At 26.4% G+C, this 20254-nt stretch carries 20 protein-coding genes; 5 read left to right on the top strand and 15 right to left on the bottom strand.

Annotated elements, in window-relative coordinates:
- Positions 1–6: 6 nt before the first annotated feature.
- From lpxD to B0175_RS06990, 3 genes are read right to left on the bottom strand one after another with little or no spacing between them, the layout of a single operon-like run.
- Positions 7–954, bottom strand: coding sequence for a UDP-3-O-(3-hydroxymyristoyl)glucosamine N-acyltransferase (gene lpxD, locus B0175_RS07000; RefSeq protein ID WP_108527918.1), 948 nt, complete (start codon positions 952–954; stop codon positions 7–9).
- An 18-nt stretch (positions 955–972) separates the two neighbouring features.
- Complete coding sequence (gene ilvN, locus B0175_RS06995; RefSeq protein WP_004509342.1) at positions 973–1470, bottom strand: acetolactate synthase small subunit; 498 nt, start codon at positions 1468–1470, stop codon at positions 973–975.
- Positions 1470–3167, bottom strand: a complete 1698-nt coding sequence (locus B0175_RS06990; protein ID WP_108527917.1) for an acetolactate synthase large subunit — start codon at positions 3165–3167, stop codon at positions 1470–1472. Before B0175_RS06990 ends, ilvN begins: the two co-directional genes overlap by 1 nt.
- A 156-nt stretch (positions 3168–3323) precedes the next feature.
- Between B0175_RS06990 and B0175_RS06985 the strand changes: the two genes are divergently transcribed.
- Positions 3324–4112, top strand: coding sequence for a hypothetical protein (locus B0175_RS06985; RefSeq protein ID WP_108527916.1), 789 nt, complete (start codon positions 3324–3326; stop codon positions 4110–4112).
- A 1-nt stretch (position 4113) separates the two neighbouring features.
- Here the strand turns inward: B0175_RS06985 and B0175_RS06980 are convergent, their stop codons facing one another.
- The 5 genes from B0175_RS06980 to dapE all read right to left on the bottom strand — a co-directional run bounded on the left by B0175_RS06980 (position 4114) and on the right by dapE (position 8636).
- The gene (locus B0175_RS06980) at positions 4114–5028 is read right to left on the bottom strand and encodes a Ppx/GppA phosphatase family protein (RefSeq protein WP_108527915.1); all 915 of its coding nucleotides are present in this window, start codon (positions 5026–5028) and stop codon (positions 4114–4116) included.
- Positions 5029–5035: 7 nt separating this feature from the next.
- On the bottom strand, positions 5036–5593 hold the full coding sequence (locus tag B0175_RS06975; protein WP_108527914.1) for a CDP-alcohol phosphatidyltransferase family protein: 558 nt from the start codon (positions 5591–5593) through the stop codon (positions 5036–5038).
- Between the two features lie 157 nt (positions 5594–5750).
- The gene (locus tag B0175_RS06970) at positions 5751–6089 is read right to left on the bottom strand and encodes a P-II family nitrogen regulator (protein ID WP_108527913.1); all 339 of its coding nucleotides are present in this window, start codon (positions 6087–6089) and stop codon (positions 5751–5753) included.
- A gap of 18 nt (positions 6090–6107) precedes the next feature.
- Positions 6108–7427, bottom strand: a complete 1320-nt coding sequence (locus B0175_RS06965; protein ID WP_108527912.1) for an ammonium transporter — start codon at positions 7425–7427, stop codon at positions 6108–6110.
- 108 nt (positions 7428–7535) lie between these two features.
- Entirely contained in the window at positions 7536–8636 is a 1101-nt protein-coding gene (dapE, locus tag B0175_RS06960; RefSeq protein ID WP_108527911.1) for a succinyl-diaminopimelate desuccinylase, read from the bottom strand.
- Positions 8637–8722: 86 nt separating this feature from the next.
- Here dapE and B0175_RS06955 point away from each other — a divergent pair, with 86 nt between their 5' ends.
- Positions 8723–11488, top strand: a complete 2766-nt coding sequence (locus tag B0175_RS06955; RefSeq protein ID WP_108527910.1) for a DUF748 domain-containing protein — start codon at positions 8723–8725, stop codon at positions 11486–11488.
- A gap of 118 nt (positions 11489–11606) precedes the next feature.
- Positions 11607–12926: a hemolysin family protein gene (locus B0175_RS06950; protein ID WP_108527909.1), complete on the top strand. Its 1320-nt coding sequence runs from the start codon at positions 11607–11609 to the stop codon at positions 12924–12926.
- On the opposite strand, the gene B0175_RS06945 is transcribed toward B0175_RS06950, so the two are convergent.
- Together B0175_RS06945 and B0175_RS06940 are read right to left on the bottom strand one after the other, a co-directional pair.
- Complete coding sequence (locus tag B0175_RS06945) at positions 12916–15117, bottom strand: endonuclease MutS2 (RefSeq protein ID WP_108527908.1); 2202 nt, start codon at positions 15115–15117, stop codon at positions 12916–12918. The two genes, B0175_RS06950 and B0175_RS06945, sit on opposite strands and share 11 nt — an antisense overlap.
- Before the next feature lie 46 nt (positions 15118–15163).
- The gene (locus B0175_RS06940) at positions 15164–15742 is read right to left on the bottom strand and encodes a TetR/AcrR family transcriptional regulator (RefSeq protein ID WP_228156077.1); all 579 of its coding nucleotides are present in this window, start codon (positions 15740–15742) and stop codon (positions 15164–15166) included.
- Between the two features lie 90 nt (positions 15743–15832).
- On the opposite strand from B0175_RS06940, the gene B0175_RS06935 reads away from it, so the two are divergent.
- A complete protein-coding gene (locus B0175_RS06935) occupies positions 15833–16654 on the top strand; it encodes an alpha/beta fold hydrolase (protein WP_108527906.1) in 822 nt (273 codons plus the stop codon).
- Here B0175_RS06935 and B0175_RS06930 read toward each other — a convergent pair.
- On the bottom strand, positions 16644–16946 hold the full coding sequence (locus B0175_RS06930) for a hypothetical protein (RefSeq protein ID WP_228156076.1): 303 nt from the start codon (positions 16944–16946) through the stop codon (positions 16644–16646). The genes B0175_RS06935 and B0175_RS06930 overlap by 11 nt on opposite strands.
- A 100-nt stretch (positions 16947–17046) precedes the next feature.
- Between B0175_RS06930 and B0175_RS06925 the strand changes: the two genes are divergently transcribed.
- Positions 17047–17304, top strand: a complete 258-nt coding sequence (locus tag B0175_RS06925) for a helix-turn-helix domain-containing protein (RefSeq protein WP_108527905.1) — start codon at positions 17047–17049, stop codon at positions 17302–17304.
- An 8-nt stretch (positions 17305–17312) separates the two neighbouring features.
- Here B0175_RS06925 and B0175_RS06920 read toward each other — a convergent pair whose 3' ends face one another.
- The 4 genes from B0175_RS06920 to B0175_RS06905 all read right to left on the bottom strand — a co-directional run.
- On the bottom strand, positions 17313–17759 hold the full coding sequence (locus B0175_RS06920; RefSeq protein WP_046997945.1) for a GyrI-like domain-containing protein: 447 nt from the start codon (positions 17757–17759) through the stop codon (positions 17313–17315).
- A 63-nt stretch (positions 17760–17822) separates the two neighbouring features.
- Positions 17823–19310, bottom strand: coding sequence for an ATP-binding cassette domain-containing protein (locus tag B0175_RS06915; RefSeq protein ID WP_108527904.1), 1488 nt, complete (start codon positions 19308–19310; stop codon positions 17823–17825).
- Between the two features lie 124 nt (positions 19311–19434).
- Positions 19435–19848, bottom strand: a complete 414-nt coding sequence (locus B0175_RS06910; RefSeq protein ID WP_108527903.1) for a VOC family protein — start codon at positions 19846–19848, stop codon at positions 19435–19437.
- On the bottom strand, positions 19845–20254 hold a 410-nt coding region (locus tag B0175_RS06905; protein WP_210004299.1), incomplete at its 5' end, for a hypothetical protein. The genes B0175_RS06910 and B0175_RS06905, both read right to left, overlap by 4 nt.

Here is a 20254-nt window from a genome sequence, read left to right as displayed (position 1 = left end):
AAACCTTTATTTTAATAAATTAGATATTTTACCTTGTAATTTAAGCCATTGTCTATGCTCAAATAAAGGGAAACCTGCCCATTGTTTCTTTTGTTCAGTTATTGTTTTAGTAACTCCACCACGAGCTGCAATAGTTGTAAATGCAGCAATTTCTAAGTGTCCTGCTGTTGCACTTTGTCCACCCATTACAACATAAGGATGTAATGTAGTAGATCCAGATAATCCAACTTGAGAAACTAAAATAGAACCTTTTCCAATTTTGCAATTATGCCCAATATGAACTAAATTATCTATTCTAACACCATCTTCAATTTTTGTAGATTTGAAAACAGCTCTATCTATTGTACAATTTGCACCAATTTCGACATCATTTCCAATTTCGACATTACCATTTTGATAAATTTTTATGTATTTACCATCTTTTGTATTCGCAAAACCAAAACCATCACTTCCAATAACAGTTCCAGCGTGAATGATACAGTCATTTCCAACTTTACAGTCTCTATAAACTGTAACATTTGGATAGATAATTGTGTTATTTCCAATAGTTACATTATCACCAATAAAAGCACCTGACATAATAGTACAATTTACTCCAATAGATGAATTAAAACCTACATAAACATTTGACATTATAGTAGTGTTTTCTCCAATAATAGCCTTTTTTCCATCTGTTTCAACTACTTTTGGTGCAAAAAGTTTACTTATTTTTGCTAACATTAAATATGGCTCTTCACAAATCAAAGCAATAGTTGAAGATGGAACTTCTTTAGCATTTTCAGCAGTTACTAGAACTGCTGCAGCTTTTGTATTTTTTAAATCAGATAAATATTTTTTATTTTCTAAAAAAGTTAATTCTTCTTCATTTGAATTTGTTAATGTATTTAAACCAACTATTGCTTTACTGCTTTTACAATCAATTCCTATGTAATTTGCTATTTCATTAAGAGTCATTTTTTATCCTTAAAAATATTATCTTTCCATAGCTACAATACCACTTCTTACAACTTCAAGTGGATTGAACTTTTGCATAACTTTTATAAAATTCATTATTCTAGCACTTGAATCAGTGGCACTTACAATAATAGCTTCATCTGTTACATTTTGAATAGCACCATGATAAGCTCTTGCTATTACGTCAATATCTGATAGATTATTATCTACTGAAAACTTCATTAAAACTGTATCTTTTTCTATAACATTTTTATGTTCATTTACTTTTAATACAGGAATTAATTTATTTAATTGTTTTACAATTTGATCTATCACTCTTTTATCACCAGTTGTTACTATTGTCATTCTTGAATATGGGCTATCAGCCATAGGAGCGACAGTTAATGAATCTATATTATAACCACGAGCTGAAAATAATCCAACTATTCTTGATAAAACATTGTGTTCATTTAATACAACTATTGATATAACTTGTCTAGTTGTTTCTGAGTCATAATAGTGGTTAAAATTGTTCATTATTTTTCTCCTTTTATTAAAGTCATTTCATTTAAAGCATGACCATTTGGAACCATAGGTAAAACCTCTTCATGTCTTGCAACAATAACTTCAATCATTGCAGGTTTTTTCTTTTCAATTGCATCTTTTAATGCTTTATCAAACTCATCTTTTGTTGATACCGTATAACCAATTCCACCAAAAGCCTCAACAAGCATTTTAAAGTTTGGTTGAGCTGTTAAATCAGTTTGTGATAATCTATTTTCGTAAAACATTGTTTGCCATTGTCTTACCATTCCTAAATAGTTATTGTTTAAAACTATATTAATTACTGGTAAATCATATTCAACACAAGTCATAAGCTCTTGAATATTCATTAAAATAGAACCATCTCCAGTGAAATTGATAACTACTTTATCATGTTCTTTCATAGCTCTTGCAGCTCCAAGTGCTGCTGGAAGACCAAATCCCATAGTTCCTAAACCACCACTTGTTGCCCATTGTCTTGGATATGAGAATGGGAAAAATTGTGCTGTCCACATTTGATGTTGACCAACATCAGTTGAAATAATTGCACTTTCGCCTAAAAGTTTTCCAACTCTTTGAATTGGCCATTGAGGTTTTATAACTTCATTACTATCAATATATCTTAAAGGCTCTTTTTCTCTATAATCTCTTAATAATTCAACCCAATTTGAATAATCATTAAATTCATACTCTTCAACTGCTTCAATCATAGCTTTAACAGTAACTTTTAAATCTCCAACTATTGGATAATCAGGAACTACAAGTTTTGCGATAGATGTCGGGTCAATATCAACATGAATAACTTTTGCTTTAGATGCAAATTCATCAAGTCTTCCTGTAACTCTATCATCAAATCTTGCACCTAAAGAGATTAATAAATCTGTTTCATGTGCAGCCATATTTGCTGAATATTCCCCATGCATTCCTAACATTCCAAAGAATAATGGATTTTCATCACCCATAACTCCTCTTGCCATTAATGTTTCAACTGCAGGAATATTTAATCTTTTTGCTAACTCTCTAATCTCATAAGCACAATTTGATAAAATTGCTCCTCCACCAACATATAATAAAGGTTTTTTAGCTGTTGAAATTGCTTCCATAGCTTTTTTTAGTTGTCTTTTATTAAAGTTAATTGTTGGTTTATAAGTTGGTAAATTTATCTCTTCTGGATAGATAAAATCTGCAACTTCAGCTGTAATGTCTTTAGGGATATCAATATGAACAGGTCCTGGTCTTCCAGTACTTGCTATATGAAATGCCTCTTTTATAATTCTTGGTAAATCTTCAATTTTATTAACTAAATAGTTATGTTTTGTACATGGTCTTGAAATTCCAACTGCATCAATTTCTTGGAAACCATCAGTTCCAATTATTGTAGTTGGAACTTGCCCAGAAATAACAACTAATGGAATAGAATCCATATAAGCATCTGCTATTCCTGTAACTGCATTTGTAAATCCAGGACCTGAAGTTACTATAGCAACTCCAACTTTTCCTGTTACTCTTGCATAACCTTCAGCTGCAATAATTGAAGCTTGTTCGTGTCTATTTAAAATGTGTTGAAAATAGTTTTGTTTATATATTTCATCATAGACGTTCATTATAGCGCCTCCAGGGTATCCAAATACTACTTCAACCCCTTCTTGATGTAATGATTCTACAACCATTTTTGCGCCAGTCATTTTCATAATAATTCTCCGTTGTCTAAAAATAAGTTTTTATTTTACTGAAAATAGGATTAAATTACCTTTGTACGAAGAGTTGATATTTAAAATTTAAGAAAACATATTAATTAATTTTTTTTTGGATATAATCAGTCTTATGTTTATTTCAAGGAATGAAAAGTGGATGTAAATGCTATAAATAATAGTACAATTTCAGGCTTAAGCAACAATTCATCTTTACAATTAAATAAAACTTCTTCAGCTAAAATAGATAATTTTCAAAATGAAAGTTTAAATTTAACTATAAGTAATTATAATATTCAAAGAAGTGAGTTTGCACAAAATATACAATCTTTAAATGATGGTATAGCTGCTTCAAATATAAGTATGAATTCTATTGAAAAACAGCAAGAATACTTAAATAATATTCAAGATAAACTTCAAAACAGTGAAAATTTAGAAAATAAAAATGATATAAGAAAAAGTATAAATGAAGATTTAATATCTTTTAATCAAATAGCATATAATACAAAATATAAAAATGAAAACTTACTTGTAACACAAAAAGAGGATAATAATTCTATAACTATTGATACAAATTCGCAAACTTTTTCTACATCAAAAACAAATACAGCAGAATTTACAAATTCTATTTTTAATGCTGTAAATAATAAAGATTTAAATATAAGTGGAAATTTAGAAAATGCTATAAATACAGTAACTTCATCATCAAATGAACTTGATAATGCATATAATAAATTTAGTGAATTTTCTAATCAATTAAAAAATAGTGCTAAAGAAGATATTTCAAAACAATTTGAATTATATAATCAGAAATCAACTGAAAATATAAATTTTGGAAAAGAAGCTAATGATTTTTCAAAAACAAATGTTAATGCAAATGCCGGTTATTTAGCAGCAGCACAAGCAAATATTGTACAAGAACAAAGTATAAGATTATTATCTTAATTTACTTTGTTAAAGCGTAATTTATAGCAACCCCTTCTCTTAAGCCATCATCTAAAACTATTGATTCATCTTTTTGTAAAACTTCAAAAACCATTTTATAGATATATGTCCCAACTTCCATAAATTCTACTCGTCCTTGTCCTACAAGTTTAGTTAATTCATCTTTAGAATGGCTTTTGAAAATTTTTAAAGAGTCTTCTAAATCTTTTAAATTTACTTTTGTTCCATTTACAATATTTCTATCGTAACTAAAATAATCTTGTCCTAATTTTATCGCTGCTATGGTTGTTGGTGTTCCTGCTGTTGCTACAAAACTATAATCTTTTAAATCAATTTTTAAAGAAGTCAAAAACTCTTTTATTTGAATTTTTCTATCATTTAAATCTTTTTCTAAATCCTCTTTTTTTATTGATTTTTGGGTCATTGTAACAATTCCAAAATCAAAACTTTTTGCTTCATAATTTTGGGCTGTATTTACAACAATTTCAGTAGAACCACCACCAATATCAAGCAAAACAAAATTTTCTGAATTAATTTTTTCTCTTTTTAATGCATATTTAACAGCAAGTAAAGTAAGCCTTGCTTCTTCATTTGCATCGATTATACTAAACTTTGCACCAGTTTTTTCTTCAAAAAAAGACAAAACTTCTTTATTGTTTAATGCTTTTCTCATAGCAGCAGTTGTTACACAAACTGCATCTTTAGGATCAAAATTTAAATCTTGTGAAGCTTTATTTATAGCATTTATCACTCTTATCATTGCATCTTTTGAAATATTAAGAGTTTCAACCAAACCATCTGCCATTCCAACAACTTCATTAAATTCTGAAATAATTTTATGATTTTTATAGTCATATTTTAGAACTCTAAAAGAGTTAGAGCCTAAATCAATAGTTACAATTTCGTTAAATTTCATATAAGTCTTATAAATGTGGGATTTTTACTTTTGAGTTTAATAAATAAGCGATGATTATCATCATAAAAAGTACAAAAGTTTCAGAAATAGTATCTGTTAAATATACTAAATAAACAAGCCAAAGAAGTATTGCTCCAAGAGGTGTTGGAACTCCTGTAAAAAATTTTTCAACTTTCCCTTCATCAGCATTAATATTAAATTGAATTAATCTTCTAAGTCCAGAAATAACGTAATAAATAAAAGCAAAGATTACTAAAGGCATAAATAAAAACTCTTCTTTTGTATCAACAACTGCAAAATAAATAAACATCGCAGGAACTATTACAAAAGATAAAAAATCTGCATAAGAATCAAGCTGAATACCAAATTGTGTAGAAAGATTATACTTTCTTGCTATTTTTCCATCAAATATATCAAAACCACCCGCTAACCAAGCAAAAAGGGCTGCTGCTAAAAATTGATGATGAGTTAGGAAGTAAATAGCAAAAATACCTGATGCTATATTAAAAAATGTTACAATATTTGCTAAATTAAAGTGGCTATATTTGTTAAACAAAAAACTCATAGTTTTCCTTTTTTAAATTCTAATTAAAATAGTGGTAATTATACTACAAATATCCTCAAAGTATAGTTTAATAATAGGGATTAAAATTTAGATAAAAATATTAGAAATTTATTTTAAGAAGAAAAAAGCTCAAGATTAATCTTGAGCTTAAAATTTTTTATAATGCGTCGTCGTTCGTTTCACCAGTTCTAATTCTTACAACTTTAGAAATATCATGAACAAAGATTTTTCCATCACCAATTTTTCCTGTTTTTGCAGATTCAGAGATAACTTTGATAACTTTATCAACCATATCATCTTTTACTGTAACTTCAATCTTAATTTTTGGTAAGAAATCAACAACATACTCAGCACCTCTATAAAGTTCACTATGTCCTTGTTGTCTTCCATAACCTTTTACATCACTAATTGTCATACCTGACACATCAATACTTACTAACGCCTCTTTAACATCTTCTAGTTTAAAAGGTTTTATTATTACTTCTATTTTTTTCATATCTTAAGCCTTTATATATTATAGGTTAAATCCACGTTCACCGTGCACTGACTCATCAAGACCTTGTCTTTCTTCTTCTTCAGTAACTCTCGCACCTTTTGTCAACATTGAAGCTATATAATAAACAACAATTGTTCCAATTAATGTATAGATACCTACAACTACTATTGATTCGAATTGAACAAAAATTTGAGCTAATCTATCATCTGCATCTTTTAATGGTCCATCCCATAAAAGATCTTTGTCATTTAATGCGAAGATTCCTGTTGCAATTGCTCCCCACATACCAGCAAGGAAGTGAATACCAAATGCATCTAAACTATCATCATATCCAAGTTTTTTCTTCAACATCGCAACACCAAAGAATGCTACTATTGCACCTACTATACCAACTATTAAAGAACCACCAACATCAACAAATCCTGCTGCTGGAGTAATTGCTACAAGACCTGCTATTGCACCTGAAGCTGCCCCTAAAAGTGTAGCTTTTTTGAATATAATTGTTTCAATAACTAACCAAGTAATAGCTGCAATTGATGTTGCTATAGTTGTTGTAAGATAAGCAAGACCAGCTATTTCATTTGCACCAAATGCTGAACCACCATTAAATCCATACCAACCAAACCATAATAATCCAGCACCAACTGCTGTTAAAATGATACTTGCAGGTTTCATAGCAACTCTTGGATAATCTGATCTTTTACCAATTAAAATTGCAAGAACAAGACCAGCTAAACCACCATTCATATGAACAACTGTTCCTCCAGCGAAATCTAATGCACCCTCATTGAATAGGTATCCTCCACCCCAAACCATGTGTACAATTGGAGCATAAACAACAATTGTCCAGATAAATGTGAAAACCATCCATGTAGAGAATTTCATTCTTTCAATAACAGAACCAGCAGCAATTGCTATTGTGATAGCTGCAAAAGTACCTTGAAATACAACAAAAACAAATTTAGGATAAGTTTGTCCAGAATCAGCTGAAAGATCAGACCAACTAATACCACTCAGCATAATATGAGAAAAACCACCAATGAAATCATTTAGTGAACCATCCATAGTTCCAAATGCAATTGAAAAACCTGCAACAACCCAAGCAATAAAAGCAATAGTAAATGCACCGAATACCATTAAATATGTATTTAAAACATTTTTAGCTCTTGTCATACCTGAATAAAACAGTGCTAAACCAATTGGTGTCATTAGTAATACTAAAGCAGTTGACATCATCATCCAAGCAGTATCTCCTGTATTTAATACAGCTGGTTCTGCTACCTCTTCAGCGAAAGCTAAAGAACTCATTAGTGAAGTTAATAAAACCCACTTTTTCATCTTGTCTCCTTTTCATCATTAAGATAAAAAAATTGTATCAGTTTTTATTCAACAATCAAGAGTTTAAACTATATAAAAAATATACAGAAAAGCTATTTTTTTTAATATTTAAAAATTTTTAATCAAATTTTCAAAAACTTTAGTTAAACCCTCAACTTCTTTTACTGTTGTTTTTTCATTTATACTATGTATTGTATCATTAATTACACCAAACTCTATTGCCTCAATTCCAAATGCACCAAAATATCTAGCATCACTTGTACCACCAGCAGTTGAGTGTTTTGTTTTTATTCCTAAAGTTTCAAAAATAGAATTTTCCATAGCAATTACAACTTTAGATTTTTTATTTGTAACAAAAGGAAAAGAACCTTGAGTTGTTCTAAATTCATAATTTAAACCATTTAGATTTTCATTAATAAAATTTTCTACATCTTCTTTTTTTGTATTTGTAGAATTTCTTACATTAAACATAATTTTTAATTCATTAGGAGTTACATTTGTAACTTCCATACCAGCTCTAATATCTGTTATTACAAGTTTTGAAGGTGCAAAATATTCATCACCATTATCAAGATTTATTCCTGCAATTTTGGGTAAAATATGTGCAAAATTATGTACAGGATTTATACACTTTTCTGGATATGCAGCATGTCCTTGTTTTCCTTTTATTGTAATATACCCATTTATGCTTCCCCTTCTACCAACTTTTATAGCATCTCCAAAAACTTCTTCACAAGTTGGTTCTGCTACAACTGCATAATTTGGAATCATATTTATTTGTCTCAAATGTTCAAGCATTTTAATAGTTCCATAAGTTCCTTCACCTTCTTCATCTGAAGTCATTAAAATACTTAATGTACCATCAAAGTGTTTTGCATTTTTACAAGCGTATAAAAAAGCAGCATCTCCACTTTTCATATCTTGAGCACCTCGTGCAGTTATTACTCCATCTATAACTTCAGCAGCAAAAGGATCAACTTCCCAACCATTTCCAACAGGTACTACATCAATATGCCCTGCAAAACAAAGATGTTGGTTTGTATCATTGAATTTTTTATAATAAAATCTATTTTTTACACCTTCCATATCAACTTTTATACAATTCCAGTCATTTCCTAAATATTCTTGTATAAAATCAAAAGCTCCATCATCATTTGGAGTAATTGATTTAAATCTTAATAATTTTTGAAATAGTTCTATAATGCTCATTTTCTATCCTTTTTATTAAAACAAATTTTATCTAACTAATCTTTATTTTGTTATAATATTTCTATTCACTAAGAGAGGGGTCATTAATGAAAGCTTTAAAAATTCTATTTTATACAGTAATTTCGCTACTTACAATCTATATAATTTCTGGGTTTACATTAATTCCTTATCTATTAAAAAAAGAATTAGTTAAAAATTTAGATGAAAATTTAATTTTAAAATCTTCTATTGAAGATGTAAAATTCAATCCTATAACTTTAGATACAAAAGTTTATGAATTTAAGTTAATTGATGAAAATAACAATACTATTGTTTCTTTTAAAGAGTTAAATATAGGTTTGAGTATTTTTAAATCTATAGAACAAAAACACTTTCGTATAGAAAATATAACTTTAGATGAAATCTTTTTAAATATTATTCAAGAAAAAGATGGAAGCATTAACTTAGCAAATATAGTAAAGCAATCACAAAATACAGAAGAACAAAGTGAAGTTAAAGATGAAATAAATGAAGAAACTTCAAATAATATAAAATTTTTAGTTTCAAAAATAGATTTAAAAAATGCTGATATAAATTTTACAAGTTATATAGACAAAGAACCATTTTCTCTTTATTTAAAAGATATTAATTACGTAATATATGATTTAGGAACTTTTAAAAATTCATTATCTTCAAACAATTTAACTTTTAAAATAAATGAACATACAGATGTTCAAATTAGTAGTGCATTTAAAATAAATCCTTTTAAAGCTTATGGAAAAATATCAATAAATGATTTAAGAATAAAAGAAATCATTGATTTTGATAAAAACTTTTTCAATTTTGAGCTTAATGATGACGCAAACATCAATTTAGGATTGAACTACAATATTGATACTACAAATGAATTTGCCTTATATTTAGCTACTGATTTATTAGAAATCAACAACATAAATTTAAAACAAAACAAAAAAATAATAGCTAGTCTAAAAAAACTTGATATAAAAAGATTTGATCTTGATTTAATCAGTCAAAATATCAATTTTAATGGTGTATTTATTGATGATTTAAAAGCAAATATGATTTTAGACAAAAATGGAGTTAATTTTGCTTCTTTAGTGACAACATCAAACTCAAATGAAAAAAAAGAAGAAAATATTACTGATTCAAAACCTTGGATTTTAAACTTTTCAGATATAAAAGTTAATGCAAATTATAATTTTGATAATAGAATAAATAATAGTTTAATTGATGTTAAATCAATTTCTTTAGATGCACAAAACCTAAAAATAGTTAATTCTTTAGTTGAATTAGAAAAAGCAAATGTTACAAATAAAACTTTTCAATTTTTAGATAAATCAAATAATTTAGAAATAAAATCAAACAATATAAATATTGATTTAAATAATCTAAAAGTTGATGATAATGTTGCTTTCTCAAATGCAGTTATTAAATCAAAAGATTTAAACTTTGACGAAAAAAATTTAAAAATAAATGTTGATACACAAAATATAAATTTAGCTTTAAATAGCTTTTTATTTGCAAAAGATAATACTATTAGTTTAGAATCTGCAAAAGTTTCAAAACCGACAATTATTTTTGAAGACTTTACAAATAATTTAAAAATAAATGCAAAGAATTTAGATTTAACTGTAAATAAATTTAAAAACAGAGCTGAAATATTTGATATAAGTTCTATCAATCTTATTGAACCAAATCTAGTTTTTGAAAATAAATCTAACAATTTAAAGATTAATACGAAAAATATAAATCTAAAAATAAAAAATATTTCAAATAAAAACAATATTTTTAAAGTTGAAAAAACAGATTTAAATAATCCACATATTTCAATCATTCTACCAAAAACAGAAATTAAAGATTTAAAAAATGAAGAAAAAACTGAAACTATAAAAGTATCACAAAATGATAAAAATAAAGATAATAAAACAAAATTAAATATTGGTCCAGTTAATATAAAAAATGCAATTCTTGATTTTGAAGATAAAAACTTACCAATCCCTTTTAAAACAACAGTTACAAAATTAAATGGAAAAATTTCAGAAATAAGAAATACAAAATTAGGAAAAACAAATCTCGAAGTAAATGGAGTTGTTGATAATTATGGTGTTGCAAAAATTACAGGTATTGTAAATCCAAAAAATATAAAAATCTTGACTGATATAAATATGAAATTTCAAAATATCGCAATGCAAAATTTCACACCTTATACAGCAAAATTTGTTGGACGTGAGTTAAAAAGTGGAAAACTAGATTTAGATTTAAACTACAATATTGAAAAATCAAATTTAAATGCGCAAAATAATATTGTAATTACAAAAATAGAGTTAGGAAAAGATGTACAAAGTCCAGAAGCAATCTCTTTACCTTTAGGAATTGCTATATCTTTACTTGAAGATACAAATGGGATTATAGATATAAATCTTCCAGTTTCAGGAAATGTTGATGATCCGCAATTTTCTATTGGTGCAATTTTATGGAAAGCTTTTGTAAATTTAATAACAAAAGCTGTAACAGCTCCATTTTCTCTTCTTGGAGCAATGTTCAATTTTAGTGAAGATGAAATAAAAAGTGTAAAATTTGAAATAAAAGAGAGTGAAATTACACCTATTCAAGAAGAGACTTTAGACAAAATTGCTCTAATTTTAAGTAAAAGGGAAGATATAGCTATAAAATTAGTCTCTTCATACAATAAAGAAAAAGAGTCTTCAAAAATTGGAAAAGAGAGAGTTTTAAATATAAAAGAGTATTTAATAAAAGAAAAATCAATTAACACAAAACAAGTAATTTTAGATGAAAAAGCAGAAGAAACTTCGACATCTTCGATTAATTTAAAAATTGAACAATTAAACTAAATATAATAAAAAGCAAATATTAAGTCTATATAGCTTATATTTATGCTTTGATATTATTATCAATAATTAAGTTTAATAAAAAGGAATATTTTTGGATCCCGATATACAATCCATTCTTATGCTAATTTTAGCGATGTTTTTGGTGTTTTTAAATGGTTTTTTCGTACTTTCTGAGTTTGCTATTGTTAAAGTTAGAAAAAGTAGATTGGAAGAATTAGTTAAACAAGGTAATTCAGGTGCTTCTTTAGCTCTTAAAATGTCTAACTCACTTGACACATATTTGAGTGCTACACAACTAGGAATTACATTTTCTTCTCTTGCTTTAGGTTGGATAGGAGAACCTGCTCTTGCTACACTTATAGAACCTCCTTTCACATATTTGTTTGGTGATAACTCTGTTTTACTTCATACAACAAGTTTTATAATTGCTTTTACTTTAATTACATTTTTACACGTAGTTTTAGGAGAAATCGTTCCAAAATCTGTTGCTATTGCAAAAGCTGAAACTATGGCACTTTATATTGCAAAACCTTTACATATATTTTGGATAGTTTTTTATCCATTTATTAGATTCTTTGATATTGTTGCTGCATTTGTTGTTAGAAGATTAGGTATTCAACCTGCAACTGCACATGAATTAGCACATTCAGAAGAAGAGATTAGAATAATCGTTAATGAAAGTTTTAAAGGTGGATATATTGATTCTGTTGAAAGTGAAATTATAAAAAATGCTATAGATTTTTCTGAAACAGTTGCAAAAGAAATTATGACACCAAGAAAAGATATGGTTTGTATAAATTCTGAAAAATCTTTTGAGGAGAATTTGGAAAAAATTATTTCTACTAGATTCACAAGATATCCATATTGTCATGGTGGAAAAGACAATATCACAGGAATGATTCATACTAGAGATTTATTAAATGATGCTTTAGATGGGAAAGAAATTGATATATCAAAATTTGTAAGACCAATTATCATGGTTCCAGAAAATACTTCTATTTCTAAGATTTTAACAAGAATGAATAAAAGTAGAATTCATATTGCTTTAGTTATTGATGAATATGGTGGAACTTCTGGATTATTAACAATGGATGATATTTTAGAGGAAATCATTGGTGAAACAACTGATGAACATGATCCTAAACAAGAAACTATTAAAAAAATAGATGAAAATATTTATGAATTTGATGGAATGGTTAATATAGAAAAAGTTGAAGAGATATTAGATGTAACATTTGATGAAACAGAATTATCTGTAACTATTGGAGGAAGAATATTCCATTTAATGGGAAGAATGCCTGTAGTTGGAGATGTTGTTGAAGACGAAGAGTGTACTTATAAAATCTTAGAACTACAAAACAATCGTATCAAAAAAATATTATGTACAAAAAAGATTGAAAAAGAAGACAATGAGGCAAACGAGGAGACTAGAGTTTAATTACTTTAGCTCCAAAACCTCCACTACTTGGATGAGCATCTTCAAAAGCTTTTACTCTTGGATGCTTTTTCAAAAACTCTTTTACTGCAAATGCTAATTTCCCTGTTCCTATTCCATGATAAACTAAAACTTCTTCAAAACCAGCTAATAGTGCATCACTTAAAAACTTATCAAGATTTTCAATAGCTTCATCTGCTCTTTGACCATGCAAATCCAGTTTAATACTTCCTGATTCAGGTTTAGAAATAGTAACAGTTGCTTTTTTTGTTGGAATCTTTGGAGGTGGATTTCCACTTCTACTTAAATCATTTAAATTAACTTGAACTTTCATTCCCATATCATTTTCAATAAAAGCTTTAGTTCCTTTGATTGAAAGTATAGCACCTTTTGTATTTCTATATTTTACTCTATCCCCTACTTTAAACTCTACTTCTTCTTGAACTTTTTCAACTTTTATCTCTTTTGCCATTTTATGCGAAATATTTAGATGTTGATGCGACTCACTAACAAGTTTTGCTTTAATAGCTTTTTTTGCTTCATCTCTAGCATCACTATACTCTTTATGAAGTTTTGATTTTTCACTATAAATATGTTCATCAAGTTTTTCTTTTTGATCTTTTAAATTATTCGTAATTCTTTGCATATTTGCAATTTCTTCATCAAGCTTTGCTATTTTTTGTCTATATTCTCTTTCTAAAGAACTACTTCTTTCAATTAGTTCATTTAATTTATCTTTATCTTCACCATAAACTTCTTTTGCTCTTTTTACTACATTTAAAGGTATTCCATATCTTAAAGCAGTTTCAAAAGCATAAGACCTACCTATTGTTCCTTGTAAAAATTCATAAGTTGGTTTTTGGTTTTCTTCATCATAAAGAGCAGCAATCAATTCTACACTATCATTTGAAGCCATGAGTGCAGCTAATCTTTTATGGTGAGTTGTGATAATCACTTTTATATCTCTTTGAATTAAATCTTCTATCATAACTTTAAATAAACTAGCAGCTTCGTCTGAATCAGTTCCTAGTTCTATTTCATCAACTCCAACAATTGCATTTTTTGAACCAAAAAGTTTTGAAAATTCAACCATACGACCAGCAAATGTCGAAATATCATTTTTTACACTTTGTGGATCATCTAAAACTGCATTTATAAATTTAAAATTACTAACAACTGTATTTTGATGAGCTTTATAAGGTAAAAGATATTTTGAAAGAAAAACTGCACTTAAAATTGATTTTAACATCATAGTTTTTCCTCCAGCATTTACTCCTGTTATCATAACTACATTTTTTGTAAAATCAATAGATATAGGTTTTGGATTATGAAGTGCTGGATGACAAAAATCTACAAGTCTATTTTCTTCATTTTTTGAAGGTAAGACAAAAATTTTATCACCTATTTTTGCAAAAAATAGTCTTGCTTGATAGTGATCAAATCTATCAAACTCTTTATTTATAAATTTCAAAAACAATAAATTTTTTTCAAAAATTGAAGAAATTTCTCTACAAAGTTTAAATAAAATCTCTTCTTGTTTATTTTTTAAATCGCTCTCTTTTTGTTTTAATTCACTAATACTATGAGGTACAACATAAAAAAATCCAGAGTTTGATCTATCAATTACACTTCCACTAAGTACATGGTTAAATCCACCTCGAACAAGTAAAGCTTCTTCACCATTTACTAAATGGACTTGCATATCAACCAAATATGGTCTAATTTTTGATGAATTTACGATTTTATAAAGGCTTTGTTTTATATTTTCTTTATTTTTTGAAATAGCATATTTTATATTGTCAAAATCTTCATCAACACCATCTTTTAAATTTGCTTTTTCATCAAAATAATCAGCAATTTTTATAATATCAGAAGGAATAACTATTTTTTCAATCCATTCAAGTAATTTTCCTTCAAAATTAAATCTTTTTAGATATCTAAAATACTCTACAATTTTTATAAATTCAAATATTTCATAAATTTTTAAAGTACCTTGTTTTTGAATATGCATTAAAGCTGAATCAAGATTTTCAACTTTTGGTGGCGCTTTAAAATCAAATTTTGATAGTTCATTGATAAGTTTATGGTGAATATTTATATCACCTTCTAAAATAATAGATTTATCTCTAGCAAAAAGCTTAGAAAAATTATCTATATAATCATTTAAGTCTAGTTTTTTTATTAAATTTTCCATGAGGGATTATATCTTAAAGGGCTTGATATTTTTATGAAAAAGAGTTTTATGAACTCTTTTTGAAAGTTAGTAAGTAAGAAGATAAAATATCTATTACATCCAGATAGTCTTGAATATTACCACTTGCTTTTGCAGATAAAATAGCACCTTCAAGTGTTGAAGCTATATATAAAGCAAGTTTTGTTGTGTCACACTCTTTCATCTCTTTTTTTTCAATAGCTTTATCTAAAATATCTTTTATATTTTGTCTAAATGCTTGATATATATGTTCCATCAAAACTTTAAAATCTTCATCAATATTTGACATCTCTTGAATAACGTTTGCTATTGGGCAACCTTTCTTAAAATCCCTTTTTGTAGTATCTTTTATGCTTTCAATAAAAGCTTCTAAATGATTTTCTTTCAAGTTTAAAATCGAAGCATATCTTTCTAAAAATTTTTCATAAATTTTCTCTTTTATTGAAATCATTGCCATATCTTTTTTATTCTCAAAAAAATGGTACATAGAACCTTTATGTACTTTTGCATTTTTTAAAATATTGGTCAAAGAAGCACCTTGATAACCTTTTGTATAGATTTCATCAAATGTGCAGTTTATTAAATCATTTCTTGTATTTTTTTCCATTTTAAATTGTATCATTTTTAAGCTTGACAGATAAGTCAAATTATATTAATATTTCACTTGACTATTTAGTCAAGTATTTAGGAGATAAATATGCAAAAAAATATAATCATAGATGAAACAGAAATTTTTTATACAATTGAAGGTATTGGAGAAGTTGTAATTTTACTTCATGGTTGGCCTCAAACTTCATACATGTGGAGAAAAATCATTCCAAATTTATCAAAAAATTTTAAAGTTATAACGCTAGATTTACCAGGACTTGGAAATAGCAGTGCTACAAAAACTTATGATACAAAAAATATAGCAACAATTTTAAACAAGTTTATAAAAAATTTGCAAATAGAAAAATTTCATCTAGTTGGGCATGATATTGGAAGTTGGGTTGCTGCAAGTTATTGTATATATTTTAAAGAAACTTTAAAAAGTTTAACCATTCTTGATGCAGGAATTCCTGGACTTATACCTGATGAACTTTTTTGTTTAGCAAATAAAAATAAAATCTGGCAATTTTTCTTTCATTCGATAGATGAAATACCAGAGTTTTTAGTTAAAAATAAAGAAAAAGAGTATATTTCTTGGTATTTTAATAAAAAATCATATATAAAAGATGCTATCAATGAAGAAGATATACAAAACTATTATTTAGCATATAAAAATAAGATGAAAAACGGTTTTGAATATTATCGATATTTTGAGCAAAGTGCAGAACAAAATAGAGTTTTAACTTCAAAATTAGATATAAAAATTTTAGCTATTGGTGGAGAATTTGCACTAAAAGAACAAGTTGGAATAGCTATGGAAAAAATATCAAATAGTGTTACAACTAAAGTTATAAAAAACTGTGGACACTATATAGCTGAAGAACAGCCTGAAGAGTTAACTCAGATTTTGATAAATTGGTTTAATCAATAAAAATTTTTAAATCAATTTGCTCTTCTTTGAAGTATTTTTTTATGTAAAAATTAAAATCCTCACTTTTTAAATATTGATTTAATATATCCATTTCTATATATTTTTTAACAACTAAATTATTTAATAAATCAACAATTTCACTAAGCTTTTTTGAGCTATTTGATAAAATTATCGTTTCAAAAATTGATAAATAGTCTTCTAATTTATTTTCTTTATCTATCTGAAAATTTATTATTGAAAAATCAATTAATTTACTAGAAAAACAATCCTCTAACTTTAATTCTTCTTTCATATTCATTCCATTCTTTTGTTAACGATATATAAATCGTTGTTAAACTATATCAAAAATTATATTATCTCCAACTTAGATATATATATCGTTAGGAATAATTTTGTTAAATAAATTTGAAAATGAATTAGAAGAATATAGTGAAACAATTTTAGATATAGTTTCAGCAAATGTAAAAAAATATAGAGAAAAAAAAGGTTTAAGCCAAATTCAATTAGCTTTAGAAATAGGAATGAGTGGTGGAGCATATCTTGGACGAGCTGAAATCAGAAAAAATAATCATCACTTTAATATCAAACATCTTGCAAAAATTGCTAAAGTTTTAGATGTTGATATTAAGGAATTTTTTGAATCAAAATAGATTGATATTTATAGTATAGAAATGTATATTTCTACTTCATCTTCATTTTCGTATTTTTCAAAATCAAAGTTATATGCTCTTTCATATTCACAATTTTCACTAGCAAAATAATCCCAAACATCATACCAAGTATCTATTACAACATCTGGAAATTCACCTTTTTTTGAAAAAACCAAATACTTATCTTTTTCTATTGTTATAGCATTTTTAGGTTTTGTAACTTCAACTCCAATTGTGTAATCATAATCAGAATTTACATCTTTTTCATATTTATTGTAAACTCCATACATTGCAAAGTTGTTTGATTTATTAAAAGTTTTACTTTCAATACTTTCATCTATATATCTTTGCCAAAGTTGTGGGATTTGAGCTGTTTCTTCGTTTAATTCTGTTACATTATTTGTTCTTACTGTTATTCCTGCAACATAAAATTTTTCTAAATATTTTACTTTCATCTTTTCTCTTTATTATTTTATTTTTAGGACTGTATCTTATAATAAAATCTTTTTGTATCTGATTTACTTAGTTATAAAAAAATTTTTATCATCTGTTTTTAAAACATTCCAAACTTCTAAATTAAGATTTTTAATAAATGTTTTATCGTGACTTACAACAATCAAAGCTTTTTCATAAACTACTAAGGCTTTTTCAAGAGCTTCAATAGAATCTATATCCATATGATTTGTAGGTTCATCAAGTATTATCAAACTAATATTTTCCAACAAAGCCTTAGCTATAAAAAGTTTTCTAATTTCTCCTGGACTTGCAAATCTATTTTCCAAAAGATTTTTTGGATTTGAAGACAATCTTCTTACCAAAGTATAAAGTAAACCTTTTTTATCATTGTCAAAAGAAGCTATCTGTTCATATAATTTTTTGATTTGATTTTCTTCTATTTCTTGTGAAAGATATAAGTAGTTATTGTTTAAATCTATTTTTGAAATGATATATTTTAAAAAACTACTTTTTCCGACACCATTATCTCCTACAATTGCTATTTTATCGGTCGAATTTATAGTTAGATTTGGATAATACAAAATCTTTTCTTGGGATAATTTCAAACTTCCCTCTTCTAAATAAAAAGAGAATAAATCTTTTTTCAAGATATTGTTTTCTATTTTTATACCTTTTTCAAACTCTTTATCTATCTTATTTCTTTTTGAGATTTGTTCTTCATATTTTTTAGAAAAAGTTGAAACTAATTTTGAGTCATTTTTATCTTTTCCAGTAAGTTTTGCTAGATTTATTTTCTCTTTTGCATCTTTGTCGTTTTTATCTATACTTTTTTTTGATAATCTACTTTTAGAAAGTGATACTTTCTCTTTTTGAGTTTGAATACTTTTTTGAAGTTTTTTTAGCTCTTTATTTATATTTTCATTCTCTTTTTGTAAAAAATCTCTATATTGATTTAACTCTTTTATTGCTGTATCATAACCACTTTTATAAGAGTAAACATTTTGATTTTTTATAATTACTGTATTTGTACATAAAGTATTTAAAAGCTCTCTATCATGGCTAACCAAAATACCAATACCTCTAAAACTTTTCAACGCTTCTAATACAATATTTTTTGATTTATAATCCAAATGATTTGTAGGTTCATCAAGTAGCAAAACATCTATTTCTTGATATAAAGCGATTGCTATTTGTACTCTTTTTTTCTCTCCAAAACTCAAAGTTTCCCATCTATAAAACCACTCATCTTGGATATGTAATAACTCTTTTAATCTAAAAGTTTTACTATTGAAAGTATAGATAAACTCTTCAAAACTATCAGGAGTTTTATCGAGATTTTGTTCGCAATAATAGACCAAATCATTTCCAACTATATTTCCATTTTCTAGTTTGATTTTTTTTGCAATAAGTTTTAAAAGTGTTGTTTTTCCTGAACCGTTATTTCCAACTATACAATTCCAAGAAAAAGGTTCAAAACTAAGATTTAAATTTGTAAAAATATCTGTATCTTGATATTTAAATGTAAGATTGTTTATTTGTAAATGTTGCATAAAATTCCTTGATTTTTGCCGTTTAAATATCAAGGATAATTGTAATTTTTAGATTTTATCCTTGAATTAAAATAGAGTATTCATCATCTTTCCCTTTTAAATTTTATTTATTATATAGTCTTTTTCAACTATTTTTGCTTGTAAATCCTAAAATATAACCATTTATATCTTTTATATAAAACTCTTTTTGTCCGTACCAAGTAATTTCGATTTCTTTATAAATAGTTACTTTATCTTTTATTTTTAAATATAATTCATCTACATTTTCAACTTCGATATACATAGTCAAAGAAGCGCCAAGGTTTTGAAAAAATTCTCCTACATCTTCTTTCAAACTTTCTATGCTTTGAAGCATTAAAGAAACATTATCTTTATGTATCATCGCCCAAACATAGTTTAACTCTTCTTTGATTTGTGTATCAAAAATAGTTTTTGATTCATCAACTAGCATTTGTACTTCAAAATCAAAGTTTTGTTGATAATACTTTATAGTTTCTTTTATATCTTTAACGGCTAGATTTAATGTTATTGCTTTCAATTTGTTTCTCCTAATCTTTCTCTTTTTTTTATTTCATCTAATGCAATTAAAATATTTTCTTTTATCTCTTTTTCTAAATTATAGGAACTTAATTTATATTTATTGTCTTTTAAATAATTATCTATTTTGTTTAGTAATTCTTCTAAAAACTTTTTTTCACATAATAATTCATTCTTTCCAAAAGTATATCTATCTTTTATAATACCTCCCAAATAATACATAGTTGTACCATTTGTCTTTAAAAATGCATTAAATAAATCATCAATATTTATATAAGATAATATAGGTTTATCTTTGTAATCAATCTTCTGAATATCATTATATCCTTCTAGTAATCTAAAAAGTTCTTTGTCATTATTCTTTTCAATAATTTCAATAATTAAATTTGCATCTTCCACTATACATT

Source organism: Arcobacter lacus, from assembly GCF_003063295.1.
GTDB classification, from domain to species: Bacteria; Campylobacterota; Campylobacteria; order Campylobacterales; family Arcobacteraceae; genus Aliarcobacter; species Aliarcobacter lacus.
The sequence above is the reverse complement of the archived record's forward strand: the minus strand, read 5'-3'. Positions and strand labels throughout refer to the sequence as shown.

Bases quoted from the DNA above. Each gene is read 5' to 3' on its own strand.
- lpxD (WP_108527918.1), bottom strand. From the start codon at position 954: ATGACTCTTAATGAAATAGCAAATTACATAGGAATTGATTGTAAAAGC.
- ilvN (WP_004509342.1), bottom strand. From the start codon at position 1,470: ATGAACAATTTTAACCACTATTATGACTCAGAAACAACTAGACAAGTT.
- B0175_RS06990 (WP_108527917.1), bottom strand. From the start codon at position 3,167: ATGAAAATGACTGGCGCAAAAATGGTTGTAGAATCATTACATCAAGAA.
- B0175_RS06980 (WP_108527915.1), bottom strand. From the start codon at position 5,028: ATGAAATTTAACGAAATTGTAACTATTGATTTAGGCTCTAACTCTTTT.
- B0175_RS06975 (WP_108527914.1), bottom strand. From the start codon at position 5,593: ATGAGTTTTTTGTTTAACAAATATAGCCACTTTAATTTAGCAAATATT.
- B0175_RS06970 (WP_108527913.1), bottom strand. From the start codon at position 6,089: ATGAAAAAAATAGAAGTAATAATAAAACCTTTTAAACTAGAAGATGTT.
- B0175_RS06965 (WP_108527912.1), bottom strand. From the start codon at position 7,427: ATGAAAAAGTGGGTTTTATTAACTTCACTAATGAGTTCTTTAGCTTTC.
- dapE (WP_108527911.1), bottom strand. From the start codon at position 8,636: ATGAGCATTATAGAACTATTTCAAAAATTATTAAGATTTAAATCAATT.
- B0175_RS06955 (WP_108527910.1), top strand. From the start codon at position 8,723: ATGAAAGCTTTAAAAATTCTATTTTATACAGTAATTTCGCTACTTACA.
- B0175_RS06950 (WP_108527909.1), top strand. From the start codon at position 11,607: ATGCTAATTTTAGCGATGTTTTTGGTGTTTTTAAATGGTTTTTTCGTA.
- B0175_RS06945 (WP_108527908.1), bottom strand. From the start codon at position 15,117: ATGGAAAATTTAATAAAAAAACTAGACTTAAATGATTATATAGATAAT.
- B0175_RS06940 (WP_228156077.1), bottom strand. From the start codon at position 15,742: ATGGAAAAAAATACAAGAAATGATTTAATAAACTGCACATTTGATGAA.
- B0175_RS06935 (WP_108527906.1), top strand. From the start codon at position 15,833: ATGCAAAAAAATATAATCATAGATGAAACAGAAATTTTTTATACAATT.
- B0175_RS06930 (WP_228156076.1), bottom strand. From the start codon at position 16,946: ATGAAAGAAGAATTAAAGTTAGAGGATTGTTTTTCTAGTAAATTAATT.
- B0175_RS06920 (WP_046997945.1), bottom strand. From the start codon at position 17,759: ATGAAAGTAAAATATTTAGAAAAATTTTATGTTGCAGGAATAACAGTA.
- B0175_RS06915 (WP_108527904.1), bottom strand. From the start codon at position 19,310: ATGCAACATTTACAAATAAACAATCTTACATTTAAATATCAAGATACA.